This window comes from Streptomyces tendae (genome assembly GCF_014650435.1).
Lineage (GTDB): Bacteria > Actinomycetota > Actinomycetes > Streptomycetales > Streptomycetaceae > Streptomyces > Streptomyces tendae.
Genome location: NZ_BMUY01000005.1, coordinates 139,637 through 151,981, shown reverse-complemented (window position 1 = coordinate 151,981; position 12,345 = coordinate 139,637). Strand labels below are relative to the sequence as shown.

The window sequence follows — 12,345 nt, the reverse complement described above, 5'->3', positions numbered from 1 at the left end:
GTACGGGGCGCGGGGCGCGGGGGCGCCGGGGTGTGCCTCAGCGCTCCAGGGCGCCGAGCGCCGTCAGCAGCCGGTCCACGTCCTCCACGCTGGTGTACGGCGCGAGGCCCACGCGTACGCCGCCCTCGTCGCCGAGGCCCAGCCGGCGCGCCGCCTCCACGGCGTAGAAGGACCCCGCAGGCGCGTCGACCGCACGCTCGGCGAGCTGCCGGTAGACGTCGGCCGGGCGCAGGCCCGTCACGGTGAACAGCAGCGTCGGGGTGCGCCGTGCGGCCCGCGAGTACACGGTGATCCCGTCGAGCTCCGCGAGTCCTCGTTCGAGCCGCTCGCGCAGCGCGTCCTCGTGCGCCTCCAGTGCCGCGAACGAGGCGACCAGCCGGTCCCGGCGGGAGCCCCCGGCCTCGGGGTCGAGCCCCGCCAGGAAGTCCACCGCCGCGCTCGCCCCGGCCAGCAACTCGTAGGGCAGGGTGCCCAGTTCGAAACGCTCGGGCACGGTGTCGGCGGACGGCAGCAGCTTGTCCGGGCGCAGCGACTCCAGCAGCTCGGCCCGGCCGGTCAGCACGCCCAGGTGCGGGCCGAGGAACTTGTACGGCGAGCACACCAGTGTGTCCGCGCCCGTCGCCGCCAGGTCCACCACGGCGTGCGAGGCGTAGTGCACCGCGTCGACGTGGAAGTGCGCGCCGTTCGCGTGGACGAGGGAGGCCAGCGCCGGCAGGTCCGGCATGGTCCCGATCAGGTTCGACGCGGCGGTGACCGCTACCAGCCTGGTGCGCGGACCCAGCACCGCGGCGAGGTGCTCGGGGCGCAGCTCGCCGGTGGCCGGGTCGAAGTCCGCCCACCGCACGTCTGCCCCGGCCGCCTCGGCCGCCTGCACCCAGGGCCGGATGTTCGAGTCGTGGTCGAGCCGGGTGACCACCACCTCGTCGCCCGGCCCCCAGCCCTTGGCCAGGGTCCGCGACAGGTCGTAGGCGAGCTGGGTGGCGCTGCGCCCGAAGACGACCGTCCCCGGCGTGGTCCCGAGGAGGTCGGCGAGCGCGGACCGCGCCTCGTCGACGATCCGGTCCGCGTTGCGCTCGCCCTCGGTGTTGCGCCCCCGGTTGGCGAGCGGTGCGGTAAGCGCCGCCGCAATGGCGTCGATCACCGGCTGCGGCGTCTGCGTACCGCCCGGCGCGTCGAACCGCGCGGTACCGGACTTCAGGGCGGGCACGTGCGCGCGGATCGCGGCGACGTCGAGGGCCATGGGGCAACTCCAGGGTCGTGGGGCCAGGCGGGCGGGGGGATGGTCGTCAGGCGATGCGGTCCTTCGGCCGGGGCGGCAGGTAGGTGGCACGGCTGGGCCGCACCCCGAGCCGCACCTGCGACTCCAGCCACATGATCGCAGCCCCCGTGGGGTCGACGACAGGGACGAACGGGCCCTCGGCGGCCAGGCGCTCCTGGAGGGCCGCGGCGACGCCCAGCATCCCGGTGCAGCCCAGCACGATCACGTCCGCCTCCCGCGCCGCCACCGCGGCCCGGGCCTGCTCGGTCAGCGCGTCGATCAGCCGGTCGCCGGCGTCCAGGTCGAGGACGGGGATGTCGACGACCCGGATCGGTCCGACCCGCTGCGTCAGCGCGTAGCGCCGGACCAGGCCGTGCAGCATCCCCAGCACGTTCGGCAGCACGGTGATCACTCCCGTGCGCTCGCCGAGCGCGAGGGCGGTGAGCACGGCGGGCTCGAAGCCACCGACCACCGGGATGTCCACGATCTCCCGGGCCGCCTGCACGCCGGGGTCGCCGAAGCAGCTGACGAACACCGCGTCGGCGCCGTCCGCGGCGGCTTCACCCACCGCGTCGAGGATGCCGGGGCCGGCGAGGGCCTCGTCGTACTCGGACTCGATGGAGGCGGTGCCCCGCGCGATGCGGCGGACCTCGACCTCCGTGCCGGGCGACACCCAGGCGCCCACCTCGCGGCGGACCTCCTCGGTGAGCGCGTCGGTGATGACGGGGAGCACGACCGTGAGCTTCACAGCACCTCCAGGGTGTGGGCGGGACGGTCGGCCCACCCTGTGCGGGCCCGCCGAGGGGCACAAGGTGCGAGGCGCACAGCCGGGCGGCCACGACCGTGCCGACCGCACCGCCGACACGCCCGCCCCGGTCCGTGGCCGCCGCCCGACTGTGCGGGGTGCCCTGCCGATGCCGCGAACCGGTGCCTGATGCACGGTGACCGCTCGGGGGCGGCGGCCTAGTCTCGGCGCACCGCATCCGGCGCCCCCGCCCCTCTGGAGTCCCCATGGCGTCCTCTTCAGGACACGACGACCACGCGCTGGCCCGCGTGCCGCAGACGGCCCGGTTCCACTGGTTCTCGGTGGCGACCCAGCGCTTCGGCCAGCTCTCCACCCTGGCCAGCTTCCTCATCGGCGCGACCCTCGGCTTCGGCATGACCTTCTGGAACGCCGTGCTCGCCATCACCCTCGGCGCGGTGATCCTCGAGGTCATGACGGTCTTCACCGGCATCGCCGGCCAGCGCGAGGGGCTCTCCACCTCGCTCCTGGCCCGCTGGACCGGGTTCGGCGCGGCCGGCGCCTCCCTCATCGGACTCGCCATCGGCATCAGCGCCGTCGGCTGGTTCGGCATCCAGAACGCGGTCTCCGCGGACGGCCTGGTGGACCTCGTCGGCGTCCTGCCCTCCTGGGGCTGGGCCCTGGTGGTGGGACTGCTCATCACCGCGATCGTGGTCCGCGGCGTCGGCTCCATGGCATGGGCCGCCTACGTCACCGTCCCCGCCTTCCTGCTGATGGCGGGCTGGTCCATCACCGTCGAACTGTCCCGGCACGACCTGGGCGCGCTGACCTCCGCCCAGCCCGCGGGACCCTCACTGTCCCTGCTCCAGGGCACCACCATCGTCGCGGGCGGCTTCATCGTCGGCGCGGTCATCACCCCCGACATGAGCCGCTTCAACCGCAGCGGCAAGGACGTCGTCAAGCAGACGGTCGTCGGCATCACGGTCGGCGAGTACGTCATCGGCCTGATCGGCGTGCTCCTCGCACTCGCCCTGCGCACCAACGACGTCATCGCCATCGTCACCTCCACCTCCGGCTTCCTCGGCACACTGATCATCGTGGCCGCCACCATCAAGGTGAACGACTGGAACCTGTACGCCGCCTCCCTCGGCGTCGTCACCTTCGTTGACCAGGCATTCGGCCGCCGCCTCCACCGGGGCGCCGTCACCGTCGGCGTCGGGGTGCTCGGCTCCGTGCTGGGGGCGGCCGGGGTCCTCGACAACTTCACCGACTTCCTCGACCTGCTGGGCGTCCTCTTCCCGCCGATCGCCGGGATCATGGTCGCCGAGTACTTCGTCGCCCGCACCTGGCGCTCCGGCCTGGACGAGACCCGCGACAGCGGCGAACTCCCCGCCACCTCACCCATGTGGGTGCCCGCCGGACTGATCACCTGGGCCGTCGCGGCCGTCGTGGGGAAGTACGTCGACTGGGGCCTGCCGTCGATCAACTCCATCGCCGTCGCCTTCGTGCTCTACCTCGCCGCGGCCCGCCTCGGTCTGGTCCGCGGGGTGGGCACCGCACCGACCCGCCGCGCCGTCCCTGAGACGGCGACCGGCACCCCCGGCGTCCCCGCCGCCTGACCGCGCACGCCACCGGCGTACGCGGCCACCGAAAGAGAAAGGCAGGACAACCCACATGCTCCGACTGGGCATCGACGTGGGCGGCACCAACACCGACGCCGTCCTCATCGACGGCGACCGGGTGCTGGGCGCCGTGAAGGCGTCCACCACGGCCGACGTCACCGGCGGCATCGTCACCGCCCTCGGCGACCTCCGGCAGGCCACCGGCTTCGACCCGGCCGCCGTCCAGGCGGTGATGATCGGCACCACACACTTCATCAACGCGCTGGTGGAGGGCGAACGCCTGGCGCAGACCGCGGCCATCCGGTTCGGGCTGCCCGCCACCCGCGCCCTGCCCCCGCTGGTCGACTGGCCCGACCGCCTGGTCACCGCGATCGGCGGCCACAGCCATCTGTGCCACGGCGGCCACGAGTACGACGGCAGCCCCATCGCGGACTTCGACGAGGCCGAGTTCCGCGCGGTCCTGGACCGCGCGGTGGCCGCCGGCGCCACCTCCTTCGCGCTGTCCTCCGTCTTCTCCCCGGTCAACGCCGAGTTCGAGACCCGCGCCGCCGAGATCATCGCCGAGCAACTGCCCGGCGCCCCGGTGAGCCTCTCCCACGAGATCGGCCGCATGGGCCTGCTCGGCCGGGAGAACGCCACCGTCGTCAACGCCGCCCTGCGCGGCCTCGCCGACCAGGTCGCCACCGGACTGCTCCGCACGGTCGCCGAGGCGGGCATCAACGCGCCGGTCTTCCTCAGCCAGAACGACGGCACCCTGATGGACGTCGACTACGCCCGCCGCTACCCGGTGGCGACCTTCGCGTCGGGACCGACCAACTCCATGCGCGGCGCCGCGTTCCTGTCCCGGCTGCCGTCCTGCGCCGTCGTCGACATCGGCGGCACCACCAGCGATGTCGGCATCCTCCAACAGGGCTTCCCGCGCGAGGCGTCCACGGACGTCAACGTGGCCGGCGTGCAGACCAACTTCCGCATGCCCGACGTGCTCTCGATCGGCATCGGCGGCGGCAGCCACGTCCTGCACCAGGCGTCCGGCACCGCCGTCGGCCCCGCCAGCGTCGGCTACCGGCTCGCCCAGGAAGCCCTCGTCTTCGGCGGCACCCGCCTCACCGCCACCGACGTCGCGGTGGCCGGCGGGCGCGCCGAGGTGGGGGACGCCTCGCTCGTCGCCCACCTCGACAAGAGCGTGGTGGACGCAGCCCTGCGCGTCGTCGACGACCGGCTCGCCGAGGTCGTCGACCGGATGCGGGCCTCCGCCGAACCGGTGCCCGTCGTCGCCGTCGGCGGCGGCAGCATCCTGGTGCCCGAGGACCTCGCGGGCGCGTCCCGCGTGGTGCGCCCCGACCACTTCGCCGTGGCCAACGCCATCGGCGCGGCGATCGCCCAGGTCGGCGGCGAGGTCGACCGGGTCTACTCGGTCGTACCGCAGCAGCGCGACACCGTGCTCGACGAGGCCCGTCAGGAAGCCGTCGACCGGGCGGTGGCCGCCGGAGCCCGGCCGGGCTCCGTCGAGATCGTCGACATCGAGGAAGTACCGCTGGCCTACCTGCCGGGCAACGCCACCCGGATCCGGGTCAAGGCCGTCGGAGAGCTGAGCCTGGGAGGCCCCCGTGCGTGAGATCACCGCCGACCACCTGCCCGACCTCGCCCGCGGGGCCGCCGTGCTCGGTACCGGGGGAGGCGGCGACCCGTTCGTCGGCCGCCTCCTCGCCGAGCAGGCGCTGAAGCGGAACGGTCCCGTCACCCTCCTCGACCTCGACGAGATCGACGACGGGGCGTTCATCGTGCCGACCGCCTTCATGGGGGCGCCCACGGTGATGCTGGAGAAGCTCCCCTCGGGCGACGAGATCATCGGCGCCATGCGGGCCCTGGAAGAACTCCTCGGCCGCAAGGCCACCCACACCGTCTCCATCGAGGCGGGCGGCCTGAACTCCATGTCGCCGTTCGTCGCCGCCGCGGAGGCGGGCGTCCCGCTGATCGACGCCGACGGCATGGGCCGCGCCTTTCCCGAACTGCAGATGCTGCTGCCCACCCTGGGCGGTGTGCAGGCATCCCCGATGGCCCTCGCCGACGAGCGCGGCAACTCCGTCACCCTGCGCACCGACGGCAACGCCTGGGCGGAACGCCTCGCCCGCGCCGCCACCGTCGAGATGGGCTGCAGCGCGGCGGTGAGCCTCTACGCCCTCACCGGCCGCCAGGCCAAGGACCATCTGGTGCCCGGCACCCTGACCCTGTGCGAGCGGGTCGGCCGGGCCATCCGCGAGGCCCGTGAGGGCCACGAGGACCCCGTGGCCGCGGCGGCGGGTGTCCTCGGCGGCCGGACGGTCTTCACTGGGAAGATCGGGGACGTGCAGCGCACCACGACGGGTGGCTTCGCCCGCGGCACGGCCCGGCTCACCGGCCTCGACGCCGACACCGGGTCCGCGCTGGAGCTGTCCTTCCAGAACGAGAACCTGGTCGCCACCCGCGACGGCGAGGTCGTGGTCAGCGTCCCCGACCTGATCTGCGTCCTCGACACCGACTCGGGCGAACCGGTCACCACCGAGACGCTCCGCTACGGCCTGCGGGTCAGCGTCCTCGGTGTGCCCTGCGACCCGCGCTGGCGCACCCCCGAGGGGCTCGACCTGGCCGGGCCCGGATACTTCGGCTACGCGCACGAGTACGTCCCGTTCCCCGGCGCCGAAGTGTGATGATCGAAGGGTGACCCGCACGTCCGCCGAGGCCCCCTCGCCCGTGTCTCCCGCGCCGCTGACCGCCGCGCGGGTGCCGGCCCTGGCCGCAGGTGCGACGCTGCTCGGCTCCGGCGGCGGGGGAGAGGTGGCCACCGGCGCGCTGCTGCTGAGCCGCGAGCTGGCCGGGGCACCGGTGCCGCTGCTTCCCGCGGCGGCGCTGGTGCCGGACACCCTGGTGGTGCACGCCGGGCTCGTCGGCGCCCCCGACGTACTGGCCGAACGGCTCGCCGACCCCGACGACTTCGCCGACGCCGTACGCACCGCCGCCGAGGTGGTGGGCGGGTCGGCGGGTGCGGTCGGGGTCATCGAGATCGGCGGCCTCAACGCCGTCGTCGCCGCGGTCGCCGCCGCCCGGCTCGGCCTGCCGCTCGTCGACGGCGACCTCATGGGGCGGGCCTTCCCCCGCATCGACCAGACCGTCGCCGCCGTGGCCGGGGTGGACCCGGCGCCGCTCGTCCTGGTCGGCCCCGGCGGGAACACCGTCGTCGTCCGGGAGTGCTCACGCCGTCTGGCCGAACGGCTGCTGCGCGCCAACGTCCTCGCCCTCGGCGGGGCCGCCGCCCTCGCCGTTCACCCCCTGCCCGCCGCCCGGCTCGCGGCGATCGGGGTGCGCGGCTCCGTCTCCGCCTGCCTGGGACTCGGCGACCGGCTCCTCACCGCGCGGGACGCGGGCGGCACGCCCGAGGGCCTGGCCGACGCCGTCGGCGCCGAGCTGCTCGCGGCCGGCCGCGTCGAGGAGATCGTCCCCCGCCAGGACCTGACCCCCGGCTGGGCGACCCTCACCGACGGACGCACCGGAGCCGTGGTCCGGGTGGACCTCCTGGACGAGTACCTGGCCGTCACGGTCGACGGCGTCACCAGGGCCGCCGCCCCGCAGATCATCGCCGCCGTCGATCCCAGCGGCCGCCGCCCCCTGCGCGCCGACCAGCTCCGCACCGGCGGCCACCTGATCCTGCTCCGTCTCCCGCCCCTGCACACCTGGCCCTCCGACGCGGCACCCTTGGTCGGCCCCCTCGCCTTCGGCCTCGACCTGCCCCCGCCCACCGGCCCGGCGTCGTGCTCCGGCTCGGCACTGCCCACCGGCCCGGCGTCGTGCTCCGGCTCGGCACTGCCCACAGGCCCGGCGTCGTGCTCCGGTGTCTCCTCACGCCGGACTCCGTCGTGACCGCCGCCGACCGGTCGCGGCCCGTCGGCCGCTTGGTCCTTCTGCGCCGCCCGTCCCTGCCCGCGTGGGGTTCCGGGGCCGGGTGCTCGGCCGGTCCGTTCGCCGTCGGGTCGGCGGGGCCGGCAGCGCCCACCGGTGCGGTGCCGTGGTGCGGTTTCTCCCCGCCCGGGGGGCCGTCGTGACCGCCGTTCCGAGTGTTGCCGACCTACTGGCCGATCCCCTGCTCGGGGGCGCCCGCACGCTGGCCGGGCACGCCGGGCTGGGGCGGCCCGTGCGGGACGTCACCGCCTACCGCGGCGTACTCGACCCGGTCGACGGCCACCTGGTGCTCTGCGCGGCGGAGGACGCCACGCCCGCCTACCGGCTCGACGCCCTCGTCCGCCGGGCCCAGGAGGCCGGCGCCGCGGCGCTCTGCGTCACCGCCGACGGCACGGCCAGGCCGCCGCTGTCCGCCGTACGACTGGCCGACCGGCTGCGGATCCCCGTGCTGTGGGCCGCCACGGACGCCCCGTTCCAGCTCGCCCTCGATCTCACCCTGCGGGTCCGCGCCCCCGAGGTGACGCGGGCCCGCACCGTCGAGAACCTGCTCCGCCGGCTCGCCACCCGCACGGAGGGGCCGGAGCTGATCGCCGTGGCCCGTGGCGTGCTCGCCGCCGACGTCAGCCTCGTCACCCCCGACGGCGGAGCCATCGTCGGCGACCCGGTGGTGCCGGACGCCCTGCGCCCGCAGCTCGCCGTGCCCCAGCGCACCCCCGGCCTGCTGGCCCACCCCGTGCACGCCGTCCCGTTCGCCGGGCACCTGCCGGGCGGTACCGCGCCGGTCACCGCGTGGCTGGTGTGGCCCTTCGAACGGACGGACGAGGACCGCGCCGACACCGTCGCGCTGGGCCTCGCCCTGCTCGAACCCTTCGTCCGGTCCTGGCTCGCCGGAGCGCGCACCCGGGCCGACCACGACAGCGCCGTCCGCCGCCGCCTGCTGGCGGAGGTCGTCACCGGCCGGGGCACCGTCAGCCGGGAGGTCGTCGAGCAGGCGGTCGCCCTGGGCTGGCGGCTGGAGGACTGGCACGTGGGTCTGGCCGTGCACGCCGAGGAACCGCCCGCTGCCGGCCAATCGGGCACCGTCCCCGAACCGGTGGTCGCAGCCCTGGCCCGGCACGGCGTCACCGCCCAGGCGGTGGCGGAGGGCGACGGCGACTGGGCCCTGTGGTGCAGCAGCGGCCCGCGGCCCGCCGACGACGAACCCCGGCTGCTGCTGCGCCGGGTACGCCGGGCGCTCGCTGAACTTCCCGCCGACTGGCGGCTGGCGGCCGGCATCGGCAGGCCCCGTCAGGGCCCCGGCGGTCTGGCCGACACCCTGACCGAGGCCCGCAACGCCGCGCGGCTCGCGGCGGCCAGGGACGTCCGGCCGTCGGTCGAACACACCGACGAACTCGGCGTGGGCAGACTGCTGGCCGCCTGGCAGCAGTCGGACATCACGCGTGCCTTCGCCGAGACCGCGCTCGCCCCGCTGCGCGACCCGGAGCACGCCCACCTGCTGACCACGTTGCGGGTCTTCCTGGAGCACGGCGGCTCCTCCGCCGCCACCGCCCGCGCCCTCGGCCTGCACCGCAACACCGTCGCCGCCCGGCTGCGTCAGGTCCGCGAACGGCTCGGCGTGCCTCTGGACGACCCCAGCAACCGGCTGGCCCTCCAGATGGCCTGCCGTGCCCTGACCACCCCCTGACCCGACCCCGCCCGAGCGAGCACCGGCGAACCGTCAGGACCCGGCGGCCTCCGGCTCGGGCTCCGGCGGTTCCTTCTCCCGTCCACCGGGATGCCGGTGCCGCCACACCCAGAAGACCGTGCAGGACAGCAGCGCCCACCCGCCCAGCACCAGGAACGGGAACGCGTGCTGGTGGCCCTGGAAGTACACCGCGGTGTGCTGGGCGTTGACCGAGGCCCCGGGCGGCAGCCACCGGCCGATCACCCCCAGCGGCGACGGCAGCAGCGGCCAGGACACCGCGCCGCCCGAGGACGGATTGCCGATGATCACCATGAGGCCCCAGGTCGGCAGCATCGCCCAACGGCCGAACATGGTGTTGAACATGGTGAAGACCATGCCGGACACGAACATGGTGAGCGCCAGGATCAGCCACGACTCGGCGAACGGCAGGTTCACCGCGCCCAGCAGCCAGTCCACCGTGGCGGCGATGACGAAGCCGCCGAGCAGCGCGTAGGCCGCGGTGAACAGGATGCGCTCCAAGGGGGTGAGCGCCCGCGCGTGCACGCTCAGCTGGATCGCCCCGACGAAGCCGATGATCACGGCGGCCAGGGAGATGTAGAAGATCGCCAGCCCGCGCGGGTCCCCCTCCTGAAGAGGGTTGACGTCCCGGACGGTCACATGGACGCCGAGCTTCTTCCCGACGGCCGGTGACGTCTGCGCGAGCAACTCGGCGACCGACGCGCCGGAGGCGCCGGACACGTCGAGGGCGGCGTTCCGCCCGTCGTCGCGCAGTTCGAAGACCGCGAAGACCTCCTGCTGCTCGATCGCCTCGCGGGCCGCGGCGCGGGTCTCGTAGGGATGCACCCGCACCGAGGTGTCCAGCGCCTTCTCCAAGCCGTACAGGAAGGCCCGGCCGCCCGCCTTCTCGTAGGCGCCGACCACGGCCGTGGGGATCAGGCGCGGCGTCGGGTTCGCCATCGAGTAGGTGTACGAGCCCGCGAAGAGTCCCGCCGCGGCCGCGAGGATCAGCACCAGTACGGTGGCCGGCCAGAACGGAGACTGCCGGAACGCGTGCCACCGTCCGTGCGCCGGAGGGCCGCCGTCGGTGTCCTCGCCGGTGTGCGCCATGTCCGACGGGGTCAGGCGTGGACCAGCGGCGTGTCCACGAGGTGTTCCGCCACGAACCACGCCTGCAGTTCGTTGGTGCGCACGACCTCGGAGACCAGCAGGTCGTTGGTGCCGTCGTCCCCGTACTCCTGGGTGCGGGCCGCAGCGTCGTGGCACTCCGTCAGGATCAGCTCGTGCGCCTCCAGCAGCCGCGAGAGCATCGACGGCACCTCCTCCACCCCGTCCGGCGGGCGCGGCACGGTGGTGATCTCCGCGACGTGCCGGGGGTCTCCGACCGCGACGCCGCCGAGCGTCTGGACGCGTTCGGCGATGGTGTCGATCAGCTCCAGCTGTTCACCCGCGTGCTTGTCCAGCAGCAGGTGCAGTTGGTAGAACGTCGCCCCGCGCATCAGCCAGTGGTACTTCTTGTACAGATCGTGCAGGATCCGGGTGTCCGCCAGGACCTTGTTGAGCCGCTGGCAGGAGTAGAGGCGGGTCTCCATGCTCAGCGCCACGGGGAACTGCTTGACGGTGCCGAACTCCTGGATGGTTCGGCCTGTCTGGTGCAGCCAGGGCTGGCTGCCGTCCGACCGGTGCTCCGCGGGCGACGAGGGCTTCGGCTTCGGGGAACTCACGCCTGGACTCCTTCCGGAGAGAACTGAAGGGTGGGCCGCCGCGATACCGCCGGCCCCGGTCCCCCCGCGACAGTCGACCAGCCGTGGGCCCGGCCCGCAAACGGTGGGGGTTGTCCGGGCCATCGCTGCCCGGTTAGGGTCGACTCAGTTCTGAAAGCGCTTTCTATCACTTCTATCGCTTCTATCGCTTCGTGTTCATCACCGTCCAGCGGCGGACGCGTGCGACCGCGCCGCCGTCCGAGGAGGACCGCATGGCTCCACGTCCCGTCCGCCGCCGGGTCGCCGTGGTCGGTACCGGTGCCATCGTCACCGGCAGCCACCTGTCCGCCCTCGCCGCGCACGCCGACCGCGTCGAACTGGTCGCCGCCGTCGACGTGGACCCGGCGCGGCTCGACGCCTTCCGCGCGCAGGCGCCCGGCGGCGTCGCCGGGTACGCGTCGACGGGCGCCATGCTGGACGCCGTACGCCCCGACCTGGTCCTGGTCGGCACACCGCCGTCGCTGCACCGGGAGCAGACGGTGGCCGCGCTGAAGGCCGGTGCCTGGGTGCTGTGCGAGAAGCCGCTGTGCCTCTCCCTCGCCGAGTACGACGACATCGCGGCGGCCGAGGAGGCGTCCGGGGCGTACGCGTCCGTGATCTTTCAGCACCGGTACGGCTCCGGTGCCGCGCACGCCCGCGCACTGATCGCCGGCGGCGACCTGGGCGCCCCGCTGGTCGCGCACTGCCAGACGACCTGGCACCGCGACGCCGCCTACTACGCGGTGCCCTGGCGCGGACGCTGGACAACCGAGGGCGGCGGCCCGACCGTGGGCCACGGCATCCACCAGTACGACCTGCTGCTCCATCTGCTCGGCCCCTGGGCGGAGATACGGGCCATGGCCTCGCGCCTGGTGCACGACACCGAGAGCGAGGACGTCTCGACCGCCCTGGTGCGCTTCGAGAACGGTGCCCTCGCCACCGTCGTCAACAGCGTGCTCTCCCCGGACGAGATGAGCCGGATACGCGTGGACTGCGTCGACGCGACCGTCGAGTTGACGCACCTCTACGGGCATCGCAACGACGACTGGACCTACACCCCGGCCCGGCACGTCAGCCCCGAACGTGCCGCCGCCTGGGGTGCTCCGGACGCCGACGTGCCCAGCTCCCACACGGCGCAGCTCGGCGCGGTACTGGATGCCTGGGACGCCGGGGCCCGCCCGCCCGGGAGCGGTCCGGAGGCCCGCGCCACGCTGGAGTTCGCCGCTGCCCTGTACAAGGCGGCGTTCACCGGACGGCCGGTGCGCGCGGGCGAGATCACCCCCGGTGACCCCTTCCACTCCTCGATGCACGGCGACCACCCCGACTGGGCCCCCCGGGGGCGTGCGTAAGGCCCCAAAGCCGAGATG

At 74.3% G+C, this 12,345-nt stretch carries 10 protein-coding genes; 6 read left to right on the top strand and 4 right to left on the bottom strand.

All coding sequences use genetic code 11. The annotated features are described in order from the left end of the window. Positions 1-37: 37 nt before the first annotated feature. Positions 38-1,240: a cysteine desulfurase-like protein gene (locus IE258_RS15490; protein WP_189743850.1), complete on the bottom strand. Its 1,203-nt coding sequence runs from the start codon at positions 1,238-1,240 to the stop codon at positions 38-40. Positions 1,241-1,286: 46 nt separating this feature from the next. Continuing rightward, positions 1,287-2,006 (bottom strand): aspartate/glutamate racemase family protein, encoded by a 720-nt coding sequence (locus tag IE258_RS15485; RefSeq protein ID WP_189743848.1) that lies wholly within the window; start codon positions 2,004-2,006, stop codon positions 1,287-1,289. 263 nt (positions 2,007-2,269) lie between these two features. Here IE258_RS15485 and IE258_RS15480 point away from each other — a divergent pair, with 263 nt between their 5' ends. The 5 genes from IE258_RS15480 (at position 2,270) to IE258_RS15460 (ending at position 9,239) form a co-directional block, all read left to right on the top strand. Continuing rightward, positions 2,270-3,619, top strand: a complete 1,350-nt coding sequence (locus tag IE258_RS15480; protein WP_189743846.1) for a purine-cytosine permease family protein — start codon at positions 2,270-2,272, stop codon at positions 3,617-3,619. Between the two features lie 55 nt (positions 3,620-3,674). Beyond that, on the top strand, positions 3,675-5,237 hold the full coding sequence (locus IE258_RS15475) for a hydantoinase/oxoprolinase N-terminal domain-containing protein (protein ID WP_189743844.1): 1,563 nt from the start codon (positions 3,675-3,677) through the stop codon (positions 5,235-5,237). Next, the gene (locus IE258_RS15470; protein ID WP_189743842.1) at positions 5,230-6,309 is read left to right on the top strand and encodes an S-methyl thiohydantoin desulfurase family protein; all 1,080 of its coding nucleotides are present in this window, start codon (positions 5,230-5,232) and stop codon (positions 6,307-6,309) included. Before IE258_RS15475 ends, IE258_RS15470 begins: the two co-directional genes overlap by 8 nt. A gap of 10 nt (positions 6,310-6,319) precedes the next feature. After that, on the top strand, positions 6,320-7,516 hold the full coding sequence (locus tag IE258_RS15465) for an S-methyl thiohydantoin desulfurase family protein (protein ID WP_189743840.1): 1,197 nt from the start codon (positions 6,320-6,322) through the stop codon (positions 7,514-7,516). A 178-nt stretch (positions 7,517-7,694) separates the two neighbouring features. Continuing rightward, positions 7,695-9,239, top strand: a complete 1,545-nt coding sequence (locus tag IE258_RS15460; RefSeq protein WP_189743838.1) for a helix-turn-helix domain-containing protein — start codon at positions 7,695-7,697, stop codon at positions 9,237-9,239. 33 nt (positions 9,240-9,272) lie between these two features. On the opposite strand, the gene IE258_RS15455 is transcribed toward IE258_RS15460, so the two are convergent. Beyond that, positions 9,273-10,346: an ABC-2 transporter permease gene (locus IE258_RS15455; RefSeq protein WP_189743836.1), complete on the bottom strand. Its 1,074-nt coding sequence runs from the start codon at positions 10,344-10,346 to the stop codon at positions 9,273-9,275. An 11-nt stretch (positions 10,347-10,357) separates the two neighbouring features. Then, complete coding sequence (locus tag IE258_RS15450) at positions 10,358-10,960, bottom strand: Dps family protein (protein ID WP_189743834.1); 603 nt, start codon at positions 10,958-10,960, stop codon at positions 10,358-10,360. A 251-nt stretch (positions 10,961-11,211) separates the two neighbouring features. Here IE258_RS15450 and IE258_RS15445 point away from each other — a divergent pair, with 251 nt between their 5' ends. Next, positions 11,212-12,327, top strand: a complete 1,116-nt coding sequence (locus IE258_RS15445) for a Gfo/Idh/MocA family protein (RefSeq protein WP_189743832.1) — start codon at positions 11,212-11,214, stop codon at positions 12,325-12,327. Positions 12,328-12,345 lie beyond the last annotated feature (18 nt).